Annotated in this window: 24 protein-coding genes; 9 read left to right on the forward strand and 15 right to left on the reverse strand. The window is 39.5% G+C overall.

Annotated elements, in window-relative coordinates; translation table 11 throughout:
- The first annotated feature begins 305 nt into the window (after nt 1-305).
- Complete coding sequence (gene pepF, locus FLK20_RS02000) at nt 306-2,126, forward strand: oligoendopeptidase F (RefSeq protein WP_152654881.1); 1,821 nt, start codon at nt 306-308, stop codon at nt 2,124-2,126.
- A gap of 106 nt (nt 2,127-2,232) precedes the next feature.
- On the opposite strand, the gene FLK20_RS02005 is transcribed toward pepF, so the two are convergent.
- The 5 genes from FLK20_RS02005 to FLK20_RS02025 form a co-directional block, all read right to left on the reverse strand.
- Nucleotides 2,233-2,775, reverse strand: coding sequence for a GNAT family N-acetyltransferase (locus FLK20_RS02005; protein ID WP_152654882.1), 543 nt, complete (start codon nt 2,773-2,775; stop codon nt 2,233-2,235).
- 166 nt (nt 2,776-2,941) lie between these two features.
- Nucleotides 2,942-4,354: a protoporphyrinogen oxidase gene (gene hemY, locus FLK20_RS02010; RefSeq protein ID WP_152654883.1), complete on the reverse strand. Its 1,413-nt coding sequence runs from the start codon at nt 4,352-4,354 to the stop codon at nt 2,942-2,944.
- The gene (hemH, locus tag FLK20_RS02015) at nt 4,354-5,289 is read right to left on the reverse strand and encodes a ferrochelatase (protein ID WP_152654884.1); all 936 of its coding nucleotides are present in this window, start codon (nt 5,287-5,289) and stop codon (nt 4,354-4,356) included. The genes hemY and hemH overlap by 1 nt, the downstream gene beginning before the upstream one ends.
- A 118-nt stretch (nt 5,290-5,407) precedes the next feature.
- A complete protein-coding gene (hemE, locus tag FLK20_RS02020; RefSeq protein WP_152654885.1) occupies nt 5,408-6,445 on the reverse strand; it encodes a uroporphyrinogen decarboxylase in 1,038 nt (345 codons plus the stop codon).
- A 154-nt stretch (nt 6,446-6,599) separates the two neighbouring features.
- Nucleotides 6,600-8,807: a transglycosylase domain-containing protein gene (locus tag FLK20_RS02025; protein WP_152654886.1), complete on the reverse strand. Its 2,208-nt coding sequence runs from the start codon at nt 8,805-8,807 to the stop codon at nt 6,600-6,602.
- Between the two features lie 183 nt (nt 8,808-8,990).
- Here FLK20_RS02025 and FLK20_RS02030 point away from each other — a divergent pair, with 183 nt between their 5' ends.
- On the forward strand, nt 8,991-9,488 hold the full coding sequence (locus FLK20_RS02030) for an antibiotic biosynthesis monooxygenase family protein (RefSeq protein ID WP_152654887.1): 498 nt from the start codon (nt 8,991-8,993) through the stop codon (nt 9,486-9,488).
- 339 nt (nt 9,489-9,827) lie between these two features.
- Here FLK20_RS02030 and FLK20_RS02035 read toward each other — a convergent pair whose 3' ends face one another.
- The 4 genes from FLK20_RS02035 to FLK20_RS02050 are packed head-to-tail and all read right to left on the reverse strand — an operon-like array spanning nt 9,828 to nt 13,058.
- Entirely contained in the window at nt 9,828-10,469 is a 642-nt protein-coding gene (locus FLK20_RS02035; protein WP_152654888.1) for a response regulator, read from the reverse strand.
- A gap of 18 nt (nt 10,470-10,487) precedes the next feature.
- On the reverse strand, nt 10,488-11,546 hold the full coding sequence (locus tag FLK20_RS02040) for a sensor histidine kinase (RefSeq protein ID WP_152654889.1): 1,059 nt from the start codon (nt 11,544-11,546) through the stop codon (nt 10,488-10,490).
- A gap of 13 nt (nt 11,547-11,559) precedes the next feature.
- Nucleotides 11,560-12,339 carry a cell wall-active antibiotics response protein LiaF gene (gene liaF / locus FLK20_RS02045; RefSeq protein ID WP_152654890.1) on the reverse strand — a complete coding sequence of 260 codons (780 nt, stop codon included), beginning with the start codon at nt 12,337-12,339 and terminating at the stop codon, nt 11,560-11,562.
- A 53-nt stretch (nt 12,340-12,392) separates the two neighbouring features.
- Nucleotides 12,393-13,058 carry a phosphatase PAP2 family protein gene (locus tag FLK20_RS02050; RefSeq protein WP_152654891.1) on the reverse strand — a complete coding sequence of 222 codons (666 nt, stop codon included), beginning with the start codon at nt 13,056-13,058 and terminating at the stop codon, nt 12,393-12,395.
- A 111-nt stretch (nt 13,059-13,169) separates the two neighbouring features.
- On the opposite strand from FLK20_RS02050, the gene FLK20_RS02055 reads away from it, so the two are divergent.
- Both FLK20_RS02055 and FLK20_RS02060 read left to right on the forward strand, forming a co-directional pair.
- A complete protein-coding gene (locus FLK20_RS02055; RefSeq protein WP_152654892.1) occupies nt 13,170-13,604 on the forward strand; it encodes a ferritin-like domain-containing protein in 435 nt (144 codons plus the stop codon).
- Nucleotides 13,605-13,779: 175 nt separating this feature from the next.
- Nucleotides 13,780-14,964 (forward strand): M20 family metallopeptidase, encoded by a 1,185-nt coding sequence (locus FLK20_RS02060; RefSeq protein ID WP_152654893.1) that lies wholly within the window; start codon nt 13,780-13,782, stop codon nt 14,962-14,964.
- 92 nt (nt 14,965-15,056) lie between these two features.
- On the opposite strand, the gene FLK20_RS02065 is transcribed toward FLK20_RS02060, so the two are convergent.
- The gene (locus FLK20_RS02065; protein ID WP_152654894.1) at nt 15,057-16,277 is read right to left on the reverse strand and encodes an ABC transporter permease; all 1,221 of its coding nucleotides are present in this window, start codon (nt 16,275-16,277) and stop codon (nt 15,057-15,059) included.
- Nucleotides 16,270-17,013: an ABC transporter ATP-binding protein gene (locus FLK20_RS02070; RefSeq protein WP_152654895.1), complete on the reverse strand. Its 744-nt coding sequence runs from the start codon at nt 17,011-17,013 to the stop codon at nt 16,270-16,272. The genes FLK20_RS02065 and FLK20_RS02070 overlap by 8 nt, the downstream gene beginning before the upstream one ends.
- A 197-nt stretch (nt 17,014-17,210) precedes the next feature.
- Here FLK20_RS02070 and FLK20_RS02075 point away from each other — a divergent pair, with 197 nt between their 5' ends.
- From FLK20_RS02075 to FLK20_RS02095, 5 genes are all read left to right on the forward strand, one after another.
- Nucleotides 17,211-17,642, forward strand: a complete 432-nt coding sequence (locus tag FLK20_RS02075; RefSeq protein WP_152654896.1) for an HIT family protein — start codon at nt 17,211-17,213, stop codon at nt 17,640-17,642.
- Nucleotides 17,643-17,765: 123 nt separating this feature from the next.
- Nucleotides 17,766-18,284 carry a tryptophan transporter gene (locus FLK20_RS02080; RefSeq protein ID WP_152654897.1) on the forward strand — a complete coding sequence of 173 codons (519 nt, stop codon included), beginning with the start codon at nt 17,766-17,768 and terminating at the stop codon, nt 18,282-18,284.
- Nucleotides 18,285-18,695: 411 nt separating this feature from the next.
- Nucleotides 18,696-19,067 (forward strand): YtxH domain-containing protein, encoded by a 372-nt coding sequence (locus FLK20_RS02085; RefSeq protein WP_152654898.1) that lies wholly within the window; start codon nt 18,696-18,698, stop codon nt 19,065-19,067.
- Nucleotides 19,068-19,533: 466 nt separating this feature from the next.
- Complete coding sequence (locus FLK20_RS02090) at nt 19,534-19,719, forward strand: hypothetical protein (protein ID WP_152654899.1); 186 nt, start codon at nt 19,534-19,536, stop codon at nt 19,717-19,719.
- Nucleotides 19,720-19,836: 117 nt separating this feature from the next.
- Nucleotides 19,837-20,715 carry a peptidylprolyl isomerase gene (locus tag FLK20_RS02095; protein ID WP_152654900.1) on the forward strand — a complete coding sequence of 293 codons (879 nt, stop codon included), beginning with the start codon at nt 19,837-19,839 and terminating at the stop codon, nt 20,713-20,715.
- 245 nt (nt 20,716-20,960) lie between these two features.
- Here FLK20_RS02095 and FLK20_RS02100 read toward each other — a convergent pair whose 3' ends face one another.
- The 4 genes from FLK20_RS02100 to FLK20_RS02115 all read right to left on the reverse strand — a co-directional run bounded on the left by FLK20_RS02100 (nt 20,961) and on the right by FLK20_RS02115 (nt 26,364).
- The gene (locus tag FLK20_RS02100) at nt 20,961-21,137 is read right to left on the reverse strand and encodes a sporulation YhaL family protein (RefSeq protein WP_152654901.1); all 177 of its coding nucleotides are present in this window, start codon (nt 21,135-21,137) and stop codon (nt 20,961-20,963) included.
- A 98-nt stretch (nt 21,138-21,235) separates the two neighbouring features.
- Nucleotides 21,236-22,180, reverse strand: a complete 945-nt coding sequence (gene yhaM / locus FLK20_RS02105) for a 3'-5' exoribonuclease YhaM (protein ID WP_152654902.1) — start codon at nt 22,178-22,180, stop codon at nt 21,236-21,238.
- 30 nt (nt 22,181-22,210) lie between these two features.
- Nucleotides 22,211-25,153 (reverse strand): AAA family ATPase, encoded by a 2,943-nt coding sequence (locus FLK20_RS02110; protein ID WP_152654903.1) that lies wholly within the window; start codon nt 25,151-25,153, stop codon nt 22,211-22,213.
- The gene (locus FLK20_RS02115; protein ID WP_152654904.1) at nt 25,150-26,364 is read right to left on the reverse strand and encodes a metallophosphoesterase family protein; all 1,215 of its coding nucleotides are present in this window, start codon (nt 26,362-26,364) and stop codon (nt 25,150-25,152) included. Before FLK20_RS02115 ends, FLK20_RS02110 begins: the two co-directional genes overlap by 4 nt.
- Nucleotide 26,365 lies beyond the last annotated feature (1 nt).

Consider the following 26,365-nt stretch of genomic DNA (forward strand, 5'->3'; position numbering starts at 1 on the left):
AGCCGATTTATATTGGGCTATTCTTTTTTTTGGCATCTTATTACCATTTGCTTTTTATTAATGAGCGTTTATTTTACTTATAGCTCTTACGTTATTGCTACGCCACAATATCTCTTCCAAACTGCAGTGACTTCTCCAGCCAAAAAGATTCGTTCCTACTTTTATACATCGCTTAAGTGGAAAAAACTATAATTTTTTCTCTTCCTGTACTATAATTAATTAGGTAATCGAATTAATTAATAAAAATATTGCTATGCTTTTATTTTCTTTTATAAACAGCAATATTTCAAGTATTTAAAGGAGGAATGATGATGTCAGAAACAAACAGACAATACCGGAAAGATGTTCCAACAGAAGAAACCTGGGATTTAACAGATCTTTTTCCCAACAAAGAAAGCTGGGAAAAAGGATTGCAGGAAATTGTTGAAGAGGTTGACCGGATCACTGCTTTTAAAGGAAAGCTTTCTGAAAACGCAAACACTTTGGCAGAAGCTTTGGAAGCAGCAGAGGCTTACCGGCAAAAGGTGATCCATGTTGCTGTTTATGCGAATTTATTAGCAAGTGCAGATGGCAGCGATCCCGCTAATCAGAGCGCAGCAGCAAAAAGTGGTGCAGCACTCGCAACCATTAGCTCAAAGTTTTCCTTCTTTGAAACGGAGCTTCTTACCTTAACATCATCTGATATAGAACAGTTTATAGACGATGAACCAAAGCTGAAAACATACCGGAAATATTTATTTGATATTTTGGAGAAGAAGGAACATATCCTTTCCCCTGAACTAGAGGAGGCACTATCTGCTTTAAGCGAAGTATTAGACGCTCCGCATAATATCTTTTCACGCAGTAAGCAATCCGATATGCAATTTGAATCAGTGATAGATAATAAGGGAAATACACAGCCGATGAGTGAACCATTATACGAAGAAAGCTATGAGTATTCAGAGGACACTGCGCTAAGAAGAAATGCATACGACTCGTTTATAAAAACATTGGAGCAATATAAGAATACGTATGCTGCAACATATCAGACAGAGATTACCAAACAAGTACAGCTTGCAAAATTAAGAAAATATGATTCTGTGACAGATATGCTGTTAGCACCGCAGCAAGTAACAACAGAAATGTATCATAATCAATTAGATGTTATTCAAGAAAAATTAGCACCGCATATGCAGAAATATGCGAAATTATTAAAGGAAAAACTGGGACTCAAGGAATTGCGCTTTTGTGATTTAAAAGCACCATTAGACCCTTCTTTTAACCCCAGTACATCTTATGAAGAAGCTTCCGAAACCATTTTAAATGCGCTGACGATTATGGGACCAGAGTATATAGAAGGAATGGAAAAAGCATTATCCAGCCGTTGGGTAGACCGAGCTGAAAATGTCGGCAAAGCAAATGGCGCCTTTTGTGCCAGTCCATATGGAGCACATCCGTATATTCTTGTAACCTGGGCTGATAAAATGCGCAATGCCTTTATTCTTGCACATGAATTAGGCCATGCCGGTCACTTCTATTTAGCCGGCAAGTACCAGACGCTTTTTAATACACGCCCGTCAACCTATTTTATTGAAGCACCATCGACATTAAATGAATTGCTGCTCGCGGATCATTTAATGGATCAAAATACAGATAACTCGCGGATGAAACGCTGGATTATCACGCAATTATTAGGAACCTACTACCATAACTTTATTACACATTTATTGGAAGGCGCATTCCAGCGCAAGGTTTATGCCCTTGCTGAAGCAGGTACTCCATTAACTGCCGATGTTTTATGCAGGGAAAAACGCAATGTATTAGAATCCTTCTGGGGTGATACAGTCATATTTGATGATGGTGCAGGTTTAACCTGGATGCGGCAGCAGCATTATTATATGGGCTTATATCCATATACGTACTCTGCCGGCTTAACCGTTTCTACAACCATGGCAAAGCGCATCCGTGAAGAAGGGCAGCCGGCTGTTGACGACTGGCTGAACGTACTAAAAGCAGGCGGAACGAAACAGCCGCTTGACTTAATCAAGGATGCAGGTATCGATATGTCTAATCCAGAAAATATTGAGATAGCTGTTGATTATGTCGGCTCTTTGATTGATCAATTAATCGAAAGCTATTCTGAGTAAAAATTGTAAACTATAAAAGCCGGACTGTTGAGAGATTCAGTCCGGCTTTTTGTATTAAAACCTTGCTTAAATTACCTCTAGGAATCTGGGTCAATGGTACTAAATCTTATCCATTCCATTCGTCTCTCAGCATCCCGTACACCTCCCGATCATGGAATGTCCCTCTTATCACTTCATCTGCCCGAATGGTTCCTTCATATTGAAATCCAAGCCTTTTTGGGACAGCTGCACTTCTTATATTCTTGGCCGCTGCTTTTATTTCCACTTTATTTAATTCCAGTTCATTAAAGGCATAATTCACCATCGCTGTACAGGCATGTGTTATTATTCCTTTATTTGTATATGTTTCTGCCAGCCAATATCCGATTTCTGTTTTCTTTACTTTCCAATCAAAATATAAAAATCCAATCGAACCGGCTAAGCTCCCTTGATACCAGATTCCGACCCAAAAACCTTCTTTATTTACAAAACGAAATAAAGACCTTTTGATAAAAGCCTGTGAATCTTCTACTTGATTTGTAATGGCGGGAAAGCTTAACCACTGACTTAAAAAATCTTTGTTGGCTGTTACTAATCCAAATAAGCTTTGTGCATCATTTTCTTCCAGCAAGGAAAGTATAATATCTTGATTCACCTGATAATTGAGCACCTTGCTCCCTCCCCTCTTTTTCATTCATTAGATCTGTACTGTCTGATAATTTCTTAAAGCCTCTTTATTTAAAAATAAATTATTTCCTTTTATTCTATCATTCATTACAATTTTTCCATATGAAAAACAGCTATAGAATCATATATTCCATAGCTGTTTTGATAACCTATTTATTTTCTGTTAATGCTTGAAGTGCCAATGCAGCACCCTTTTGCCCATGCTCGATACAGTCAGGAATCCCTGTTCCATCATAAGAGCTGCCGATTAATGCTAAGCCTGGGAGTTGATGAGTTACATAATCTCTAATCCGGCTGACAAGCTCCAAATGACCGGTATGATACTGCGGCCTGGCATCAACAAATCTGGTGATCTCATAAAATAAAGGCTGTCCCTTGATTTTCATTACTTTATTTAAATCTTTTATGACAATATCAACCAGCGTCTCATCTGTTTCGTTTACAATATCCTGATCATCAGGCTTGCCGACATAACAGCGTAATAAAGCTTTTCCCTCCGGTGCTGTTCCTTCCCATTTACGATGGGTCCAGGTACATGCAGTAATGCGGTAATTACTATTTCTGGTGACCAGAAAGCCTGTTCCGTCCAAATCACGTTTGATCTGTTTTTCATCAAAGGCGAGTACAACATTCGCAGTCGATGTCGCCGGAATATCAAATAGTTCCTGCAAAGGCTGATGCTTGCTCAGCATGCCGGGAACCTGTGTATGCGGTACGGCAAGCAAAACGAAATCAGCTGTTAAGACTTCACCAGAATCTAACAGAAGATGATAGCCTGCTGCTTTTTTCTCGATATGGTTTACTTTATTCTCACGGATGATTTCAACTGCATCAAGCTTTGCTTCCAGCGTGTCGACAAGTGTCTGCAAACCGTTTGTGAAAGAGAAAAACTGGCCTTGCGTTGTTTTAGCATTTTTGTTTTTTTCAGGCTTCGGCATCGTTTTACTGAGGCCTTTCATCACACTGCCGTATTCCTGCTCCATTCTCCCGAAAATAGGATAAATTGCTTGAAGACTCATTTGATCAATATCGCCCGAGTGAATTCCGGAAAGCAGCGGATCAATTTGATTATCAACGATTTGATCGCCAAAACGGCGGCGCATAAAGTGTCCAAGTGATTCATCTTCTGTGTTTTTTTTCTTTGGCATGACCAGATCCATTAAGGCGCGGATTTTTCCTGTCAGCGTGAATGACTTTGAACGGAGAAGCGGTCCAATTTCTTTCGGCACGCCCATAAATGCCCCTTTTGGCATTTTATGCAGCTTACTTTTAAGCAGCATAAAGGATTGGCCGGTGGAATTACGTTTTGTTTGATCAAGTATACCTAATTCTTCCGCCAATTCCATTGCAGCCGGTTTTCGTGCTAAAAGAGAATCGGGTCCTTTTTCAATCGTAAAGCCATCTTTTTTTATCGTATGAATCCGTCCACCGAGCCGGTCAGAGCCTTCAACCAGTGCAATTTCAATCGGCAGCATTGCTGATTTCACCTGTTTTTGAAGGTAATAGGCAGCAGATAACCCTGTTATGCCGCCGCCTATGATGACAACTCTTTTTTTATTCATTACGCAGCACGCTTCACTTTCTTTAGCACCACATTTGCCAATGTTTCAATAAACGCTGGGCGCGCATTTGGCATTTCTGGACGATAGTAGCTTGCTCCAACTTCATCACAGACTACTTTACATTCATAATCATTATCATATAGAACCTCAAGATGATCTGCTACAAAACCAACTGGTGTATAAATAAACGCTTTATACCCTTCTTTGTTATATAATTCCTTTGTTAAATCCTGAACGTCCGGTCCCAGCCAGGGATCTGGCGTGTTTCCTTCACTTTGCCAGCCCACTTCATAATTTTTTACCTCTGCAGCTTCCGCTAATAATTGTGCTGTTTCCTCTAATTGCTGCTTATATGGATCTCCGTGCTGAAGAATTTTTTCCGGAAGACTGTGTGCAGATACGATTAACACAGCATGATCCTTTTCTTCCTCAGGCATTTTCGCAAATGTATTTTTCACACCTTTAGCCCAGAAATCAATAAACCCTGGTTCTGTATACCAATCCTGAACAGATTCAATGCTGATACCATGCTTTTCTGCTGTTTGATTGGCACGTTCATTATAAGACTTTACACTGAATGTAGAGTAATGCGGCGCTAAAACGATAGATACCGCCTCTTTTATCCCATCCTTTGCCATTTCTTCTACGGCATCCTCAATAAATGGCGTAATATGCTTTAAGCCGATATATGCTTTAAATTCATATTCATCCTGTACTTCATTCAGCTTGTTTTCCAGTGCATACGTTTGTTCCTTCGTTATTTTTGCTAAAGGGGAGATGCCGCCAATTGCTTCATAACGATCCTTTAAATCCTGCAGCGCATCCGGATCCGGCTTTCTGCCATGACGAATATGTGTGTAATAAGGTTCAATATCCTCTTCTTTATACGGCGTTCCGTACGCCATTACTAATAGTCCTAATTTTTTCTTTCCCATTCCCAATACACCTCGTTACATTTTGTTGTTCAAAAGCTGGAAAAGTATATATTTTTATGAATCTACTTTCCAGACAAAGTTTAAATCTAATTTAAACAGGTCCAGATTTGAACACTATTCATTTTTGTTTGGAATAGCTGTGAATAAGATCTGTCAGCCGCTTTAACGTTTCCGGCTTAATATCCGGTGTAACACCATGGCCAAGATTAAAAACATACCCTTCTGTATTCGATCCCTGGTCAAGGATTGCTTTCGTTCTCTTTTCAATTATTTCCCAATCACTAAGTAAAATAGCAGGATCCAGATTCCCTTGCAATGTTTTCGTGACCCCGAGACTTCTCGCTTCCTCTACAGAAGTGCGCCAATCCAGACCGATGACATCTACCGGCAGATCATTCCACTCTAAAAGCAGATGACTTGCTCCTACACCAAAGGTAATCAGCGGAACATCATACTTTTTTAATGCGGAAAAAATATCCGTCATCACCGGTTTAATAAAATAGCGATAATCTGCTACATTCAATGCGCCGACCCAAGAATCAAAAATTTGAATAGCGCTTGCACCAGCTTTTATTTGCGCTTCTGCATAACGGATAATCATTTGTGCCAATTTGTCCATTAATGCAAACCACGTCTCCGGCTCACGGTACATCAATGCTTTGGTTTTCGTATAGTTTTTAGAGGGGCCTCCCTCAATCATATAGCTTGCCAATGTAAACGGTGCTCCAGAAAAGCCGATTAATGGCACTTCCAGCTGCTCCTCTGTCAGCAGACGAATCGTATCCAGAACGTATGGAACATCCGTTTCCGGGTTTATCTCACCCAGTTTGTCAACATCCTGCTTCGTTTTAATTGGCTGGTCAATCACCGGACCAACACCACTTTTGATTTCTACATCAACTCCGATAGCAGGAAGCGGCGTCATAATATCTTTATAAAGAATGGCTGCATCCACGCCATAATTTTCTACCGGAAGTCTTGTAACATACGCACAAAGCTCTGGCTGGTGTGTAATTTCAAAAAGAGAATACTTTTCTTTTAGTGCCCGATACTCTGGTTGTGACCTTCCAGCCTGACGCATAAACCAGGCTGGTGTGTAATCTGTTTTTTGTCCGCGATAAGCGTCTAAAATTGTCGTGTTCTTTACTTTTGCCATACAACGTTCATCCTTTATAGTCTTTTTCCATCTATAACTATATCTATTTATTCCACATCTGTATAGAGCTATAAACTGTTTGTCATTAAATTGTCTCATTTTATAATTATTCTAAGAAAATATTTCTTCTAAAAAGGTCTTCAACTACGTCCTATCAAAAGAAGGATACAGATGCTGAATGAGACCCTTCTAAATTCGTAATAGGGTCAACTGGTACAACATAGTACGTTTCATTACGGAACCAGACATCGTCAACGATAAATTCTGTTTCACCTTCTACCTCTCCTACCAGCTCATCTTGACCATCTTCTTCCTTGTAGATACGATAGATAACTCGGTCATCTTCAGCTCCCTGCCAAGTAAGCTTTCCTTTTAACAGGGCAAAGCCGCCAAAGGTATAGCTTGCATCTACATGCTCAATAACTGGTAAATCAATTGGCTCCGGCAACGGCTCTACACCTTCTGGCATTTCAAAGGCTGCTGTTAATGCGGAACCTGTCTGATTATCAATTTCTGTCAATATTTTTTTGGTTAACGACGTAGGATAAGAGCTGCCGCCGGTTAAATAATGATTTGCGTCTGATTGATCATACCCCATCCACATCGCCGTAACATAGTCTGGCGAATAACCTACAAACCAGGCATCCTTTGTCGCTCCATCTACAAACGGATGCTGTGTTGTTCCTGTTTTACCTGCAAGTTCTTTCCCGTAATAGCCCGCACTTGCTGTTCCCGACCGGACAGTCTCTTTAAGTATTTCTGTCATATCCCAGGCAACCTGCGGTGTAAATACTTCTTTATTTCTTGTTTCGGACTGATAAATAATCTCGCCGTTACGGTCTTTAATCTCTGCGATAGCCGTTGCTTTTGACATACTTCCATCATTTGCAAAGGTCTGATAGCTTTGCGCCATTTGCAGCGGTGTAACACCTTTTTCTAATCCTCCTAATGCAATGGACAGCCCCTTATCATCAATCGGCATATCCATTTTTTCCAGATATGATTTGGCGTTATCTATACCAATCTCATCCAGCAGCCAGACAGCAGAGGTATTTGTTGATTCTACAATAGCTTGATAAATGGTAATATTATTCTTATATTCTCCACTGACATTAGTTACTTCATACTCTTCCATATATTGATCCGGAATAATCGTATACGGATTATACGTATCTTCCTGCATCAGTGCAGGTGCATAGACGGCAACCGGTTTAAAGGTTGATCCCGGCTGACGCTGTACATTTGCCCGGTTTAAATCCCCAAAAGTATAGTTGCGCCCGCCAATAGCAGATATAATATGCCCATTATTTTTATCCAGCATAACAAAGGCGCCTTCTATCCCTTCTGTATTACCTGGGAAAAATGCATCCTCCTGAAAGTTCTGGTAAGCAATCTGTTGAAAATCATCATTCATATAAACCGTGATTTCATAGCCCCCGCTTTGCAGCTCAGCAAAGCTTAAATCATGCTTTTCCGCTGCTTCTTTAATCGCTATATCAACATAGCTGTCCACCCAGGGGTTGGTTCCTCTTTCTTCTTCTGTCAGATTTATTCCCAATCCTTTTTCCTGTTCAGCAATACGTGTTTCCTGATCAATAAAGCCGGCTGATTCCATTGTCATCAGGACGACATTCCGGCGCTCTGCTGCTTTGTCGGGATGATTTAACGGCGAATACCCATTAGGAGCCTTCATCAATCCGGCAAGCAATGCCCCTTCGGAAATCGTTAAATCATCGACATCTTTTGAAAAGAAATATTCGGAAGCCCGTTGCAAACCATATATCCCTTCACCAAAATAGACCTGATTCACATATAGCTCTAATATGTCATCTTTACTCATCGTCCGTTCCAGGTAAAGAGATGCCATCATCTCTTTTATTTTTCTGGACCAGGATTTATCGTTTGAAAGAAACAGGTTTTTAGATAGTTGCTGTGTAATGGTACTGCCCCCTTCCACCTTACTCCTCGCTATAATATCACGATAAACAGCCCGGCCGATCGATTGTAAATCAATACCCTGATGTTCATAGAAACGGCGATCCTCTACAGCAATAAATGCCTGCAAAACATGATCCGGGATATGATCTACCGAAATATATTCCCTATTCTCGTTATATAACGTCCTAATCACTTCTCCGTCTTCCGTGCGAATGGTGGTCGTTAAATCCAGCAGTAAATCATCTTCATCTGCAATCATCTTTCCGCCTAAAATAAGCAGACCATAGCCGCTTAACAGCAGGATAAAAACGGCAGCAACTGCCACTCCAAACCACTTTATCTTTTGTCGAAAAACATTCTTCTGTTTTTTTCTTCTTTCATTTCGCTTTTCGCTTCTTCTTTCATTTCTTCGTTCACTTCTCATAAGCTCACCTCAAGTAGCATGTACCCCTATATTATACGCCATTCTTATCTTTTGATAAAGAATAGACACCCTTAAATTCCGTGGGCATTCGACAAAAGGATATTGTTTTCAATATTATTTGTATTTGTGTACAATTTAATAATAAAGGCTGTTTTAGATGATCCATAACAAGGAGGAAATTTTATGAAAGCATTTATGTCAAGAGGAACGATCAATTTTTTGGAAACGTTAGAGCGGAAGCATGCAAATATTGATTTTTACTTTATTGCCAGTAATGATGGCGGGATTGCCTACTATGAAAATAGCTCTAAAAACATTTTTACAGCCGGACAATGCTTTGAAATATTAAAATCCGTCGGCAAATTATCAAAAGAAGGATATGTTGTGATGAACCACCTCCCGGTTTCTGAGGATAGCAGTTCCACTTTCGAATATCGAATGAAGCATAGTGACAGCGGCATTGAAGAGATGGAAGGCTTTCAGGCATGGCGTTTTTTACGTCAGGAAAAGACGAGTAAATATGTCGTTTTGACACAATGGAAATCATTTTCCGACTTTGAGAACTGGAAAAACTCTGATCAATTTAAAAAAGCGCATGATTCTCAAAAGGCAAAGCAGCCAAGCTACTTTATGGACCGTCCGTTCGTGATTTCGGGTCATATGCATGAGAAAGAAGAATAAAATTTCATTATAAAGTGAAACTTTATTCAGAGGAGTTATTCTTTCATCCCCCTCTGAATAAGGAACACAGGCTAAGTTCGCGTGTCACAAAGCCTTTGTGACCTACATCCTGTAGACCCGAACGAATCGGGCCGTTACTGGCTGTTTGATCTACTGCTTAGAATTTTCAGATTCCCTCCATTCTTGAAGTGGGAGGCTTACAAAAGCTCTTCGATGGGGCGAGTAATCGCAGCCCCAGTCCCAGCCAGTTACACTGCGATAAATAAAAAGGTTGCTCCCTTTATTTGCGGACAACCTTTTTATGCGAACAACATACCTTTACTTCCTGATATGCTTCTATCAATCTTCCGTTACTTTAAACAATTGATTGCGGTGTACGTAAACAGCAGCTTGGGTTCTGTCATTCACTTCCAGTTTGCTTAAAATACTGCTCACATGCGTTTTGACCGTTTTAATCCCAATGTAGAGTTTTTCACTGATTTCTTGATTCGTCATCCCGTCTCCAATACACAAAAGCACCTCCAGTTCCCGCTCGGTAAGGTCTTCGTGAGGTTTTTTAACCGGGGAGCGAAAACGGCTCATCATCTTACTGGCAACTTTCGGCTCAATCACATTTTCATCTTTGGCAGCTTTTCGTACAGCATCAGCGATTTCCTGTGCATTGGACGTTTTTAATATATAGCTGAACGCTCCAGCCTCCAGTGCAGGGATAACCTGTTCATTATCGTAATAGGATGTCAAAATAATAACCTTGCAGGCCGGGTGGGATGCTATGATTTGCTTGGTCGCTTCTATCCCGTTCCCATTTTCCATAATTAAATCCATCAGCACAACTTCCGGCTGCTCCTCGATAACCAGCTTAGCCCCTTCAAAGCCACTGTCAGCCTGCCCCACAACCTCTATATCATCCTCTGTCTGTAAAAAAGAAATAACCCCTTTTCGTACAACATCATGATCATCAACTACAATAACACGAATCATAACACATTCTCCCCTTTGCTAACTCCCCTGGTTAGGAATTCGAATATAAATGTATGTACCCTGCCCTTTTTTCGAACGGATGGTAAACGTTCCACCTAACTCCTCACAGCGTTCTTTCATTGTTTTCAATCCATAGGAGGCTTTATTATTCTGTTGATTTTCTGTTTCAAATCCTACTCCATCATCTTCAATCCGGACAAATATTTCTTCCTGCTTTCGTTTAATTTCAATTTGAACAGTATTTGCATTCGCATGCCGAAGTATATTGGATAAAGATTCCTGAACAATTCGAAACAGATGTTCCTCAACGACTTCTTTTAAATGTAATCTTTCATCAATATCAATTTGGAATGTCAGATTACTTTTCTGTTCCAAAGCATCTATTAATTTTTGCACACCTTCTTCCAGTGTCTCGCCACCTGTAAGATAAACCGGTCGTAAATGAAGTAATAATGCACGCATTTCTGCTTGTGCCTGATGAGCTGAATGCACTGCCTCCTGCATCTGCTCCTTTGCAACGGCCGGATTTTTATCAAACAGCTTTAATGCTGTTTCGGACAGCATCGCCAGCCCAAAGAGTTCCTGACTGACAGCGTCATGAAGGTCGCGGGCAATCCGCTGTCTTTCCTCAATAACTGCGGCTTTATGTGCTGATTTCGCATAATCTGCTTTTTCATCAGCCATTCGCTGTAATGACTGGACCTGGCGTTGTAATTTGTCCCCTAAATCATTAAGCTCATCAATGATCCGATCTGTCTCGTCTATCTCTTCATGAGCCTTCGAAATTTTAGAAGTATAATTTCCATTGGCATATTGCTTGATTTGAATGGAGATGGCATCTAAACGAACCTTTAAAAAGTTTCCGATTTGTGTAAATCCTGCCTGTAAGGATAAAATAAAGCCGATAACCATATACAGACCGATAAATAAAAAGATACTTTGTGCTGTTAACCATACAGGCTCCCAAATAACATATAAAGATAGAATAATTGCCAGCAGGATACAAGCTGTTAAAAATAAATGGTATAGATGCAATTTAATAAAGCTGTACCGGACACTTTTCCATCGCTGTTTCATTACCTGTCCTCCTTTAAACCCGGTCAATACGAATAGAGCCTGCCTTTAATCGTAAGACAATGTGTAATTTTTTAGTAGCACTTTCGTACTGATCTGTTTCATAAAATACTTCCGTGTTAATCCCTGTTGATTCTTCGTCCAGAATCTTTATGTCCCCTGCCTTAGCCGTTGCATGTGCCTGAAATTCCACTTCTTCCGGGATAAGCATTGTAACATCCCCTGCCATCGAGCGAATCGATATTTCTGTTTCTTCATCCGGAATATACGCATCCGTTAAATCCAGATAAAAACTGCCAGCCAATGTATTTATATGCATTGTCTCCAGATTCCAGTTACCCTTCTTCTCCATATCACCTATGCTAAACACTGTCTCTCTTTTATCTGACTGGGTGTAAAACCCTTTATTATTTTCTCTCCACTTTCTTCCTTTTCCTGCTCTATTAATACGACCTAAATAAAAATGAACGCCACGGAATAAACTTATTCCCATGAAAATCAGAATCATTGGCCAAAGCTTAAACACACTCCAAAATGTAAAGTCGACTACGCCAAAACGACCTGCTAACAAAAGCCCCCCAAAAACAAGCAAGAAGGTACCTATCATCCAGCTTCCCCGATTTTTAATAATAGCTGAACCTAGCAGCACTGCTCCGGCAGCAACAAAGAATAACGGATAAATATATTTCCAGCCAAACTTTAATTCAAAACCATCTATATTTAAACTGTTTACAATAATCATTATTCCAACCCAAATAAAACAAATTGCTATAAAATAGGATAAAACTCTTTTCATGCGTTTTATCAACTCCTTTCTCTCTCTGCTTCCATTTTACTTCAAAAAGCAATTTACAAAGAACCTTCTTTAGAATGTTTTCTCCTCCGTCTCAGGTCTGAGATCTCTCTGTCCATACGTATATATAAACAAAGCAGCGTAAAGCCAACCGTAAATCCGGCAACAATATCCGTTAGATAATGCACATTAATAAAAAAGCGGCTGATTCCAATCAAACATACGAGCGTTCCTAATACAATCTGTACAGCCAGCTTTATTTTTTCTGAACGAATTTTTTTACATAATAAATAAGCCATCAATCCATAGCAAACCATGGGAATCATACTATGTCCGGATGGAAAACTGAAGCCCTCTGCATTGAGAGCAGCAGAAATACTTGGCCTTTCTCTGGCTACCAGCTGCTTGATCCATACATTCAATAAATGAGCAAATAACGAACCTCCTAAGAGCAGTAACCCTGGATACCAACGCTTATATAAAAGCATGACAGCTATCGCGGCTGTAACAGCTATCGGGATAAGCACATGCGAAGACCCTAACTCTGTAACTGCACGAAAAAAATCATATATACCAGTTCCATGAACAAGGGTAACAACTTCCCTTGTCCATTGATCAGTATAAGGAAGTACCTCCAGCCTGATTTGTATGACCCAGACGATACTTAGTAAAAATGCCACTAACCATATGCTCCATAAAACGGATGCTGATCTATTTTTCATGCAACCTCTCCTTTTTCGCTCTCTATAATTATGCTATACAGGTTTGGAAAAAATAACAATGGGAAATATAAATAAAAGAAAAAGAAAAGTCATAAAAAGGGTGATGAAGAAATGGATGCAAAACTACAAGAATTAATTGATGGATTAAATGAAGATTTATCGAATGAATATGCTGCTGCGATTCAATATACGTATAGCGCATCTGTTGTTTCCGGACTATACAGATCAGCTTTAAAACCATTCTTTGAATCAGAAATTACAGACGAATTAGGTCATGCACTTTACTTATCAGAAAAAATTAAATCGCTTGGCGGTACACCGACGACAACGGCGGCTCCCGTGCCACAGCCTGCACAAGTTGTTGATTTATTGAAGGCGGCTTTGCAATCAGAAGCAGATACGATTGAACGCTATGAAAAAAGAAAAGCACAAGCTGAAGAGCTGGGTTTAACAGAGCTTGTGGTTAAATTGGAGGATTTAATTTCTGATGAAACACACCATAAAGAAGAAATTGAAAGATTATTAGAAGACCCACGTATTCATTAAAAAACAATAAATATATTTTGTTATCCATGAGGTGATCCCCCTCATGGTTTTTATTTACGCCAAACATTTCAACTCTCGAAGTATTTTACTCTACAGTACTATGGATTAATGCTATAATGGAAGAGATTGCATTTCTTTTTACTCTCAAAGCTATCAATCTGAAGAGGTGATTAACATGTTATCAGCAATTCATTCACTCATTGATAACACATATAACGAAATGGTAGACATCCGCAGGTACTTGCACCAGCATCCGGAACTATCCTTTCAAGAAACGAAAACCGCTAAATACATTGCAGATTATTATGAAAAATTAGGTATTCCTTATGAAAAAAATGTTGGCGGAAATGGTGTTGTTGCCACGCTGAAAGGAGCAAAGCCGGGAAAAACTGTTGCTTTTCGCGCTGATTTTGATGCCCTGCCTATTCAGGATGAGAAGGATGTTCCTTACAAATCACAGGTTCCCGGTGTCATGCATGCTTGCGGGCATGATGGACATACAGCTATCCTGCTTACATTTGCCAAGGTGATGCTGCAGTTCCAAAATGAACTGGAAGGAACCATTGTTTTTATTCATCAGCATGCAGAGGAATATGCTCCGGGCGGGGCAAAGCCAATCGTTGAAGCTGGTACTTTAAAAGATGTAGATGCTGTATTTGGTACGCACTTATGGGCAACCTTACCGCTTGGCAGTATCTATTCGACTCATCAGGCTATTATGGCAGGCACAGACCGATTTGAAATTACGATTCAGGGTCAGGGCGGACACGGCGCCATTCCCCAGGATACAAAGGATGCAATTGTGATTGGTTCGGAGATCGTCTCCGGGTTCCAGCAGATTGTAAGCAGGCGGTTAAGTCCGCTAACTTCTGCCGTTATCTCTATCGGTATTTTTGAAGCCGGAAATGCCTTTAATATCATTGCCGACCAGTCAAAATTAGTTGGAACCGTCAGACATTTCGATATAGCTGTGCAGGAGAAAATCATTCAGGAAATGGACCGAATTTTAAAAGGCATTTGCGATTCTTTCGATGCTTCCTATCAGTTCGACTATGTTAAAGGATACCCGCCAGTTATCAACCATCCGGAACAGACAAATCTTGTCCTGGAAGCAACAAAATCCATTGAAGGTGTAGATATCGCTGCGATTACGGAACCATTAATGGTAGGAGAAGATTTTGCCTACTATTTATTAGAAAAACCAGGATCTTTCTTCCTGACAGGTGCTAATCTGAAAGGGAATGATTATCCGCATCATCATCCAAAATTTGATATTGATGAGCGTTCCATGGTAATTGCTGCAAAAGCATTTGCCAATATTTACTTAGCCTATCAGGAACAAGCAAAAGAAGCTCTTTAAGTGTGTGCTCAAAAAAACATATAATTATACAATATTTCATTTTTCTCTAACTAAAATAAGCTGACGGAAATCATTCTGCCGTCAGCTTGTTTTTATACTTCATCTAATTTAGGCTTTACATAAAATCTAATATAGCCCCATACAAAGGTAAGACCGCCAATTAATATGATCCCGCTCCCCAGCCACTCCAGCTGAAAAATAAATAAAAATGTAAATACAAATGACTGCACGTAGCCAAGCTTGCGAATAATTTTCATAACCGCTGTTTGTTTTAAGCCTGGATTTAGCGGATAAAGATCCAGCCACATTTGTGTACGGTGATGCTGGTAAAGAGCCATCATTTGAAATAGACTTAAATATATAAACAAAATAGCAAACAATATTTTTATCCAGACATTTGGAATAATCCAGATAAAAATACCTCCAATGATTACGAGCCGTATATACATTCCTAAATAATCCCCACTGCGCAAAAAGGAAATCTGGTATAAATAATCATAGGCAGCAGGCCGCTCAAATGGAATTCTGCTGATAAAGGTTTTTATCAGCCACTCTCTTCTTTTCACCCTATTTTTCAAATGTGGAACATCTGCAAATAAATTGGCAATACGGTAAAAGGATTGCTGGCTGCTCTGGTCCTTGTCTATTAACAGTTCCCAAAAAATTCCCGGCTGTTTTGCTGCTACAATAAAATCATATACGATAATAAGAAGCAGCAGCACGATCGTTATCACAGCAAATAAAGCTTGTCCTTCTACAACAAAATAAGCTGTCACGATATTAAGCAGTGTCCGCGCTGTTAAATCCACTGTTCGCAGATTCTTATCCCGCGCCTTCATCATATTCCAGTTAGTCAGCATGTTCATTCCTTTTAAAATAAGAAATAAGAAAATGGTGACAAGGTATACACTTCCAGCCCGCCCGTTAAAGCTTGTAAAATATAGTGGACCAAAGGCAGCTGCGGCCAATACAATCAGATACATCTGAATGATAAAGCTATACATAATGCTATTTCGGAAATACGCTCCCATTCGCTGTTCAGCGGCAGTAAGAAATACCAGGTCCGGCTCCTGCAGCAATGTCCGGATCGGATTATAGCTGATTAGCAGCCCTAGTGCACTTCCCATGATTATCCCGGTCGGGAAATTCTCCGGCAGCTGTTCAAGCCACTGCTGATAATAATATGCTGTTGCAGCTGTGAAAAATAGCATCGCAAATGCAATATGCCCGTTAAACATATATTTTAAATACCTGCTTAAATTTTTCACATGTGCAGATAAACGTTTTTTATAAAAAGCATGAGAATCAAACATGATCATCTTCCTTTGTCAGCTGAACATATAAATCATCTAATGTCGCAGCCGGCATCTGGAACTCTCTACGAAGCTCTTCCAGCGTTCCTTCTGCCCGCAATTCTCCATCATGTAAAATAATAAAACGATCACAGTACCTTTCAGCTGTTGCCAAAATATGCGTGGACATTAATACACCTGCCCCCTGCTTTTTCATGGAGTCCATCATTTGCAGGTAAGATTGAATACCTAACGGGTCCAGGCCGACAAACGGCTCATCAACGATATAAAGCGGCGGTTCAATCAGAAAAGCACACATAATCATGACCTTCTGCCGCATCCCTTTGGAAAAATGGACTGGAAACCAGTTTAATTTCTTTTCCAGCCGGAATTCCTTTAAAAGCTTAGGCAGCCTTCGCTCAAACACCTCTTCTTCAATGCCATAAGCCATTGCTGTCAGCTTAAGATGCTCGTACAAGGTCAGCTCATCATACAGGATTGGCATTTCTGGAATGTATGCCATCTGATTACGATATGCTCCCGGATCATCCTGAAAGCTTTTCCCCTGTACAAGCACCTTCCCTTTCTTTGGATGCATTAATCCGATAATGTGCTTAATCGTGGTACTTTTCCCAGCACCATTTAACCCGATCAGTCCGACGATTTCTCCTTTGTTTAAATCAAATGATATATCATGCAGCACATTTTTATGAGTATAGCCTCCGTATAAGTTTTCAATATGTAATAAAGGGCTCACCTTGTCAACCTCCTTCTTTCATTACTTTAGATTTTATCATCATTCGGAAAATATTCCAAAATGAACTGTTCTACAAATTACGGGAAGATTTTTGCAGTGTTTCTAAAAGGTTTAATGTAGAATGCTTTACTTTACCCGGTCCAACTCTATACAATAGATAAAAGAATTCATTTAAAATAGTTAAGGAGGAAGAAAGTATGGCACATGAAGATTGTATTTTTTGCAAGATAATTGACGGGGATATCCCCTCTGCTAAAGTTTACGAGGATGAAAAGGTTTATGCTTTTCTGGATATCAGTCAAGTAACAAAAGGTCATACCCTTGTTATCCCGAAAGAACACACGAAAAATATTTATGAAACTCCGCCAGAAGTGGCAAAGGAATTATTCAGCAAAATACCCGTTATTGCCAACGCTATACGTGATGCGTATCAGCCGTTAGGAATCAACCTGCTCAATAATAATGAAGCAGCAGCTGAACAGTCTGTGTTCCACCTGCACATTCATTTAATTCCTCGTTACGGCGATGGAGATGGTTATACACCAAACTGGATAACGCATACAGAGGATTATACATCAGACGATTTACAGGCTGTTGCAAAAGCAATTAGCGGACAAATCAAGCAGTAAATCTGGTTCATTTCATTCTTTTTATTTTTTAATGTATTTGATATACTGACTGTAACCTTTCGCGGCTGGCGGTGAGCGCACAACCGGAAAGCTGAGTTTAGAAAAGCAGAGGAGAGTTAAGTAATGAAGACAAAAATTTTAACTGTACTCGCTCTTTTGGTGAGTATCGGAACCGTGCTGCATTTTATTATGCCCCCGCTATTATTTGGAGTAAAGCCTGATATGATGCTGGCGATGATGTTTTTAGGAATTATTTTATTTCCGAAGTGGAACTATGTTCTTCTGCTTGCGTTTGCAACTGGAGCCATTTCTGCTTTAACAACAGCAGCTCCGGGAGGACAAATTGCCAATCTAATTGATAAACCGTTAACAGCATTTGCTTTCTTTTTATTATTTTTACTGGTAAGAAAGCACATGAACACAAAAGCCACAGCAGCAGCATTAACTTTTGTGGGCACACTTATCAGCGGCATTATCTTTTTATCAATAGCCCTATTCTTCATCGGATTCTTAGAAGGCGGTTTTTCAGCTTTATTAGCAGCTGTCGTTCTTCCGGCAGCAGTTATGAATACAGTCATTATTTTGGTTGTTTATCCAATTGTAGAGGGGATTATGAAACGAAGTAAAGCAGCTACGGTTTAATGCAGGAGGAAGGGAGAAAAATATGATTCCCTTCCCGTCTTCCAAAGTATTCGTTCCATTTTAAATTGGAGCGAATGCTTTTTTCTTTACACGTTAGAAAAGTAAAAAATTTTAGCTTGGAAGTAATTCGGCGCAGTAAAAATTTTAAAGTACCAAGTATAAGCGCAACGAAGGCGATCCATCCTGCGCTATCAGGCTTGACTTGCTAAGTTTTCTTTAAGAAACAAAGCATATTTATCCTATCCCGTCCATTTTGTGTTAGAATAAAGGGAGTAGAAAACATTCATACTAGCAGAAAATGATTCTATTTCCTATACTATACATAAACATTTACTTTACAGGAGCATGTTTAAGTACATATAGTAAAAGGAAAAGGTATATGTGAAAGAAGAAAGGAGTGCGTTTCCTATTATGTCTAAGAAAAAATCATTAACCCTGGGATTTATCGTTGGAGCATCTGTCAGTGCTGGTATTGCACTATTAAGCACACCTGAATCAGGTAAGGATGTTCGTCAAAGAGTAAAAAGTCAATCCTTAGAATTAAAAGAATTATTGATGAATCTAAAAGAAGACAGTATCCGCTTGAAAGAACAGCTGCTTCGAACTTCTAAAGAAGGTGCTGTTTTAGTTAAAGAGCTGACAGAAGAAATGCGAAAATCCGTTGAAGATTGGAAAACTGCTGTAGAGCCTCAGCAGGAAAATATCCATCAATCACTGGAACAAATTGAATCAAGTATTCGTGAATTAGAAGAAAAACTTAAAAACACAAATGCCAATTCATAAAACAAAGCTTTATTTACCGGGTTCGCATTTACCCCAGTAAATAATAGCTGAGTGAATCAGGAGATGTAGTGCTCCGTTTTTCCCCCATACTCATAAAGTGATTTTTCTCGTTGTTAGCAGGGGAAATTACGGACACTCATGCTGTGATACGGTGAAACTTAATTTAGCGGGCGGGTTTTTCCCGTTAAATTTTAGTTGAACCAATCAGGAAATGTAGTGCTCCGTTTTCCCCTCATACTTATAAAGTGATTTTTCTGTTGTTAGCAGGGGAAATTACCGACACTCATGCTGTGATAAAAAGAAAGCTTTTGCTGGCAAATTACCGCTGGTGAAGGCTTTCTTTATTGTTATCTTTTAGCCGGTAAACTATCCTGCTCCATCAAGTTTTGCTGTATCACTGTTCAACAGTGATTGTTTTTGATAGAGTTAGAGGGGTATCATTATTGTAAAGGGGCGTAAATTGAACATGGCTATCTTTTATATTATTTTTGGTTTTTTTATATTACTTATCTTCAACGTCATGATTAGCGCTTTGAGCGCAAAGATGGAGCTTTCCAAGCAGAAATCAGAAAGAATGGATCGGGTTACAAATATGATATTAGTAGCCATGCTTGTTTGTTCTTATCTACGTGTTTTAAATGTGACAGTTTAATGTGATTTTTAAGTAAAATGTTGAAAATAATGATTTGAATGAGAAAAGTATGATATATTATTAATCATGGTAAACAATAAAAGTAAGATTAGGAAAGAGTAGGAGTGTATATCAGATATGAAGAAATGGACATTAGCTGCAACAATATCTGCAAGCGTACTTGCACTAGCTGCATGTAACTCTTCAGACGGTGAAGTAGTTGCATCAACAGATGCTGGCGATATTACAAAAGAAGAATTTTATGAAGAATTAAAAGATCGTAACGGTCAAGCTGTTCTGGAGGAGCTTATTACAATAAAAGTTCTGGAGGACAAATACGAAGTAACAGACAGTCAAATAGATGACGAAATTGAAAGCATGAAAAGTGAACTGGGTGAAGAACAGTTCGACTCTATGGTTGCACAGCAATTTGGTGATGAAGAAGAGCTCAGAAATCTGGTTTATGTAGGAATGCTGCAAGAAGCCGCTATTTCTGAAGATATGGAAATCACGGAGGAAGACCTGCAGGAGCAATACGATAGAATGAATACAGAAGTAGAAGCTCAGCATATCCTTGTAGAGGATGAAGAAACCGCTAATGAGGTAGTCAAGAAATTAGATGATGGAGAAGAATTTGAAGACCTTGCTGCAGAATACTCTACAGATGGCAGTGCAGAAGATGGCGGTGATCTTGGTTACTTCTCTACCGGTGACATGATTCCTGAATTTGAAGACGCAGCATTCTCTATGGAGCCAGGTGACATTAGTGATCCGGTACAATCTCAATTTGGCTTTCACATCATTAAAGTAAATGATGTACGCGAAAAAGAAGAGTCCATCGGTGACTTTGAGGAATTAAAAGATCAAATAAGAAGTGACCTGGTTCTTCAACAGGCAAATCAAGAAGATATCCAAGCAAAACTTCAAAGTCTTATCGAAGAAGCTAATGTAGATATTTCAGCAGATGGACTTGAGGATTTATTTGAAGAAGCTCCTTCTGAAGAATCTGCTGAGTAATAAATACTAATATTCGTAGATACGTCAAAATAAAAACAATCACTGCCATAATGCATGTGATTGTTTTTATTTTGTTATCGTTCGTGTTCAAACCCCTGGTTCGTTTTCTCCTCTTCTATAGACCTCCCCTTCAAACAAATAGTAAGCCTCGAATACATTCTGTTATTTGGCAATCCTGTTTTTCCAACAGAAAACACGATATTATTCATTGGCAATGTGAATAGTATCGTGTTTATGCAGCTGCTTTATTGCTCTCTTCTTTTCATCCGCTCCTTTTGAATGCGTTCCATATATATTTTACCTTCACGTTCAATAAACTGCCTGTCCAGCTTTCTTTCAGCTAAAAATGCACGTACTGCCATATATCCGCTGAATAAAATTAACAGAATCACTGCAAAAACCCAAATTGGAATCGAGCTCATCTTACATCCCCCTTGTCCACTCCTTACTAAATATATATGAACAAGTTCATAGAAAATGACATCATCTTTACTTTCATCTGTTGGATTCACTGTTAAATTTATTCAAAAGAAGGCTTGTAAAAAGAGCGGTTTTCCATTGCAAAGAGACGCTCTGTAAATTCACCTGGCTGCACCTTGTCCAAAGCTTTATCCAGCATATTCATTTTCGCATCAATTAAATCAATAATATGCAGCAGCTCAGCTTCTCTGATCATTGGAGCCTTTGGGCTGCCCCATTCCGCTTTACCATGATGACTTAAAATCATGTGCTGTAAAATAAGCACTTCCTCTTTGTCTTCTACCTGCAATTCCTTAGCCATTTCTGCTATTTCCTCTACCATAATCGTAATATGGCCAAGCAGCTTGCCTTCCAGTGTATATGTTGTTGATACAACACCGGATAGTTCTTTTATTTTTCCAATATCATGAAGAATGATGCCTGCATATAGTAAATCTTTATTAATGGAAGGATACAGCTCATGAAGCTGACGTGCAATCCCCAGCATACTGACAATATGATACGCCAGCCCGGATGCTACATCATGATGATTTTTCGCAGCAGCCGGATAGATAAGTAATTCATGCTGATATTTTTTCACAAAACCACGTACTATACGTTGTAAAGTAGGGTTTTTCATTTCAAAAATGGCTTCTGTCAGCTTGGCACCGAGCTCCTCTTTTCCTAATGGAGCCTTGCCGACAAAGTCGCTTACCTGTACCTGATCCGTAGCCTGTGATAAGCGAATCGCATGTATCCGTAATTGATTTTTGCCGCGGAATTGATTAATATCTCCTGTCACATGAATAATCTGCTCAGCAATCAAATTCTCTGCGTCCTCTTTGGTGGCATCCCAAAGCTTGGCCTCCAGCTCACCAGACTCATCCCGCAGCATTAATGTTAAAAATGGTTTTCCATTGCTCGTGGTGCCCTTGGTAGCTTCCTTTATTAATAAAAACCCTTCAAATTTATCCCCGACTGTTAAATTTGCAATTCCTTTTTTCATTTTCTTCCTCCTCCCAAATCAAGCATCGCATCAATCAAGAATAATTACTTCTCCATTGACCGCCTGAGCCAGCTCCCTGTGACATGTAAATAATAAGACCTGCTGATTCTCAGACAACCGTTTTAATACCTGTTGCATGCTCTCTGTACGTTCCCTGTCAAAATGCACAAAAGCATCATCCATAAGAAATGGCAAGCCGGATGTTTTGGCCATCACTTCATTAATCGCAAGTTTCAAGGATATATATAGCTGATCTCTTGTACCCTGGGAAAGCTCCTCGATACGAAACCGCTGTTTCGTCTTACTGTTTTCTACCTGAAAAGGCTGTTCCGCTGCTGGTGAGTATATTGTATCATATTGATTTCTAGTAATCTCTTTAAAATATATTTGTGCAGCCTCCATTACAAGAGTCAAATAGGTATCCTTGTATTGTTTTTTTGCAGCAGTGAGCATCCGTAAAGCTGTTTTTTGTACAGCCCAATTCTTGGCTAAATCCTCTAATTCTTCCTTTCCCATTGCCAGTTGATGCATCTGTAAGGATATGTCCTCCGCTGATTCCAGCTGTTCAATGCGTAATTTCTGTTCTGCCTGCTGACTTTTTAATTGTTCTAATTCTTCTTCGTAATCTGCTAATGCCAGCTCCTGGTCTTTTATATTTTTATAATGGTTATCAAATTCCAATGACTCCTCTGTCCATTTCTGCTGCCATTTTTCCGGAAGCATGATATCGATTCTTTCTTTCAGTTCCTCCTGGCGGGCATCCAATTTATTATAATCTTCTTTCCTTGCTTTCTTCTCAGCATAAATCTCTACAGACGCTGCTCCTGCTGCTTTTAATTGCTTATCCAGCTCCTCTTTATAATACTGTTTCTTTTGGGTTAGCACTGACTGTTTATTTTGTACATCTTTTATCCATTGGGCAAGCTGCCCGCGCTCATACTGATACCGCTGCTCCTGTTGCTGTATCTTCTCTAATGTAAGCATCATCTCTTCCAAACTTATCTCACTGGCCGCCCCATTTTGTTGTTCAAACCACTTCTTAACCTGAGCAGAAAATGTACTTATTCGTTCTTTGACTCTATCTAATTCCTTTTTTAATTTATTCTTTTCATTGGTCAGCTGAAGCAGTTTTTGCAGCAAGTGATAGATATCCTGCCAATAAAAAACATCGACAGCTTGTAAAAACGGAAACTGCTTTTGCTGGCTGACGATACGCTCCTCTAGTCTTTGCTTTTGCTCTGTTAAATCATATCGTACTGCTTCATTTACCTCGATCTGACTAATTATTTGTTGTAATGCAGCTTTTAAATTATGCATCTGCCTGTGCAAGGCTTGCTGCTCTTTTAGAATTTCCTGTGCCTCTAAATATTCCGCTTCCGTTACATCGGTTTCAGGTTCTGATTGATTTGTCTGCCAGCTTTCCTGCTCCTGCTTTATATTTTTGATATCCTGCTGTTGTACACGTCGATAATAATATACCCCAACTACACTAGCAAGGCTTAATAAATATAACCAGGGCATGTTTCCAGTGTACCCGATCAAAGCTGCTCCCAAGGCTACCATAACCCCGATAATGACAACGAATCTTGCTTGCTTCAGCTTCTCCTGAAGCATTTGATTAAGCATCTGGTCCATATACCTTTGCTGCGTTTTATCCAGATTATTTGTCTGTTGATAAGCATTTATTCGCTGTTGTAATTCTTCTACATGCACATCTGCAAGCAATTCTTTTTCTACAGCCTTACATTCTGTCTGGATTCTCAGCTGCTCTTGGATAAGCTGCTCTTTTTGCCGCATATTATCAGCCAAGTTCTCGTGGATACTTTCCCGCTCTTTCCGCAGCACTGCCCATTCTTTTTCAAGATAAAACGGCAAATCCAGCTGTTCTAAATCATCCATGGTAATATGAACCTGCTTCTCCTGAATCATCTCCGCTATTTCACGGGTCTTATAGTTATAGTCCTGCTTTAAGGTTTTTTGACGTTCTATCATTAATGCTATTTCCGATTTTTGATTTAAGAATTGGTTTAATTGCTCTTTTTCCTTATCTGGGAGAGAAATTGATTCCAGATTTTTCATTTTTTCGGTATAGGTATCTATTGCAGTCTGCTGGGATCTGAGCTCTCTATCAACATGACTCATATCTGCATGTAACGTCTCGATCTGCTCCTGATTATCCAATGAAAAATCACGAACATCTGCCAGCGCTTGCAGTTCCTTTGAAATACGCAGCATTTCTTTCCGAATGGGAAGGATTTTTTCCAGCTGTTTTTCTTTTTCCAGCTGCTCATTTGTTACTGCAATCTGCTCTTTTTTTAAGATATATTTTTTTTCCAGTGCATGCATTTTTTCTATCTGCTCTTTATAGGATTTTTCCAGCTGCTTGCTTTCTGCTGCCTGTTTATCCTTTACACGCAGCTCACGTAATTTTTCATTAATAACCGGTTTTGTCCCGGATGGTCTAAATTGCTTTTGTAACTCAGACGTAAGCTTCTTCTCCACATTATAAATCGCTGCTGAGCCTGTTAAGCCGACACTTAATAGGAGCTCACTCAGATCCGACTCTTTCATCCCCTCTAATACCGCTAAGTCCTGATCGGAAAAGGAATAAATGGATTGAAAAGTTTCTTTATTCACATTTCCCAACAGATCACTAAACCAGGATGGGCCTCTTTCCTCCCCGTCGCTGCCAAAGCACCTGATTTCCGAGGCTTCCAATCGTTCAATGATAATCATCCCTTCAGAAGAGTGTTCGATGACCATTCTTCCTCCAAGCTTGCTGCTTGTCTTTGGACGATAAAAATCACCTTTCTTCTTGGTCATTCCGAAAAGCATATATAAAATAAATTGATGCAAGGTTGTTTTTCCAGATTCATTATTGCCAAGAAGCGTTATCAGGTGCGAATTAGAAAAGGAAAATGTCTGGTCAACCCACCTGCCAAACCCGTAAATTGTTATTTCCTTTATTTTCACTTTGCCCGCTCCTTCCGTAACAGTTTATTCAGCAACCTGTATGCATCTGCTTGGATAGCCTGCTCCTCTTCATCTGACAAAGAGGATAAAAACCTTCGGGCATCCTTATGTTGATAGATTTCGTTTATCCCTTCCCGAATAAATGCCGTATCAGATTCTGCTAATATATTTTTTAAAAAAGCATCTGCCAGCTGAGATGACTCCTCTTCCAGGATAATTTTATAATGATAAATATACTGCCATGGAAAAGCCTCAACTAATGCTTCATTTATCACTTCGATTAATTCCTGCACCATTACTTCATCCAGCGTGAGCGTTTCCTTTTCTTTAGCTGTTATTTTTAAATACAATAAGCTGGGTTCACTGTATTTCGGCAATTGTCTCATAATTTCTTTTTCGGCCTGGGACGGTGTAAGGCAGTCCTGAATATCCACCTCTGCTTCTTCATAACGGATTGCCTGGAGGGGTAAAAATGTTTGTTTGACCTGATGTTTGTCCAAAGTAATAAGATAACATCCCTTTTCTCCAGTTTCTTTCCGGTGCCTGCCTTGTATATTGCCGGGATAAATAATGGGAGGGTTTGTATGGAGCTGCTGCCGTTTATGTATATGACCCAATGCCCAGTAGTCCATCTGTTTATTTAACAGATCCTTAAGCTGAAATGGCGCATAGCTATCATGCTCTGTATTTGTTGCTACACTGCCATGCAGCATAGCAATATGAAATGGAAATTCCCCATCTGCCGGTTCATACTCTGAAGATTTATTGTCATATACTGCCCTGTTTTCATAGCTGAACCCATATATAGCTGCAGCCGGCTCGCCCTTTTTATAAAAAGGAATGGATGTTACAGATTCGCCAGGAAAAATATGTACATTATCAGGATATTCCACATCAAAGGAATCACCTTTTATAAAATCATGGTTTCCATACGATAAGAATACAGCAATATTTTCATCTGCCAGCCGTTCAAAAGCACGTCGCAGTCTTATTTGTGCTTTTAAGCTTTGTGATTCATGATCGTATAAGTCGCCTGCTAATAAAACAAAGTCTACCCTGTGCTCAATCGCTTTATCAACTAAATGATTCAGAGCGGTAAACGTACTCTCTTGAATTTCTTTAAATATATTTGCCGGAATATGCCTTAACCCTTTAAATAAACTGTCTAAATGCAAATCAGCTGCATGCAAAAAAGTAACCGATGAATGCATG

The organism is Oceanobacillus sp. CFH 90083 (assembly GCF_009389585.1).
Classification (GTDB): Bacteria; Bacillota; Bacilli; order Bacillales; family Amphibacillaceae; genus Oceanobacillus.

What these genes read in the sequence shown, in the direction of transcription:
- pepF (WP_152654881.1), top strand. Translation starts at nt 306, where the DNA reads ATGATGATGTCAGAAACAAACAGACAATACCGGAAAGATGTTCCAACA.
- hemY (WP_152654883.1), bottom strand. Translation starts at nt 4,354, where the DNA reads ATGAATAAAAAAAGAGTTGTCATCATAGGCGGCGGCATAACAGGGTTA.
- hemH (WP_152654884.1), bottom strand. Translation starts at nt 5,289, where the DNA reads ATGGGAAAGAAAAAATTAGGACTATTAGTAATGGCGTACGGAACGCCG.
- hemE (WP_152654885.1), bottom strand. Translation starts at nt 6,445, where the DNA reads ATGGCAAAAGTAAAGAACACGACAATTTTAGACGCTTATCGCGGACAA.
- FLK20_RS02025 (WP_152654886.1), bottom strand. Translation starts at nt 8,807, where the DNA reads ATGAGAAGTGAACGAAGAAATGAAAGAAGAAGCGAAAAGCGAAATGAA.
- FLK20_RS02030 (WP_152654887.1), top strand. Translation starts at nt 8,991, where the DNA reads ATGAAAGCATTTATGTCAAGAGGAACGATCAATTTTTTGGAAACGTTA.
- FLK20_RS02035 (WP_152654888.1), bottom strand. Translation starts at nt 10,469, where the DNA reads ATGATTCGTGTTATTGTAGTTGATGATCATGATGTTGTACGAAAAGGG.
- FLK20_RS02040 (WP_152654889.1), bottom strand. Translation starts at nt 11,546, where the DNA reads ATGAAACAGCGATGGAAAAGTGTCCGGTACAGCTTTATTAAATTGCAT.
- liaF (WP_152654890.1), bottom strand. Translation starts at nt 12,339, where the DNA reads ATGAAAAGAGTTTTATCCTATTTTATAGCAATTTGTTTTATTTGGGTT.
- FLK20_RS02050 (WP_152654891.1), bottom strand. Translation starts at nt 13,058, where the DNA reads ATGAAAAATAGATCAGCATCCGTTTTATGGAGCATATGGTTAGTGGCA.
- FLK20_RS02055 (WP_152654892.1), top strand. Translation starts at nt 13,170, where the DNA reads ATGGATGCAAAACTACAAGAATTAATTGATGGATTAAATGAAGATTTA.
- FLK20_RS02060 (WP_152654893.1), top strand. Translation starts at nt 13,780, where the DNA reads ATGTTATCAGCAATTCATTCACTCATTGATAACACATATAACGAAATG.
- FLK20_RS02065 (WP_152654894.1), bottom strand. Translation starts at nt 16,277, where the DNA reads ATGTTTGATTCTCATGCTTTTTATAAAAAACGTTTATCTGCACATGTG.
- FLK20_RS02075 (WP_152654896.1), top strand. Translation starts at nt 17,211, where the DNA reads ATGGCACATGAAGATTGTATTTTTTGCAAGATAATTGACGGGGATATC.
- FLK20_RS02080 (WP_152654897.1), top strand. Translation starts at nt 17,766, where the DNA reads ATGAAGACAAAAATTTTAACTGTACTCGCTCTTTTGGTGAGTATCGGA.
- FLK20_RS02085 (WP_152654898.1), top strand. Translation starts at nt 18,696, where the DNA reads ATGTCTAAGAAAAAATCATTAACCCTGGGATTTATCGTTGGAGCATCT.
- FLK20_RS02090 (WP_152654899.1), top strand. Translation starts at nt 19,534, where the DNA reads ATGGCTATCTTTTATATTATTTTTGGTTTTTTTATATTACTTATCTTC.
- FLK20_RS02095 (WP_152654900.1), top strand. Translation starts at nt 19,837, where the DNA reads ATGAAGAAATGGACATTAGCTGCAACAATATCTGCAAGCGTACTTGCA.
- FLK20_RS02100 (WP_152654901.1), bottom strand. Translation starts at nt 21,137, where the DNA reads ATGAGCTCGATTCCAATTTGGGTTTTTGCAGTGATTCTGTTAATTTTA.
- yhaM (WP_152654902.1), bottom strand. Translation starts at nt 22,180, where the DNA reads ATGAAAAAAGGAATTGCAAATTTAACAGTCGGGGATAAATTTGAAGGG.
- FLK20_RS02115 (WP_152654904.1), bottom strand. Translation starts at nt 26,364, where the DNA reads ATGCATTCATCGGTTACTTTTTTGCATGCAGCTGATTTGCATTTAGAC.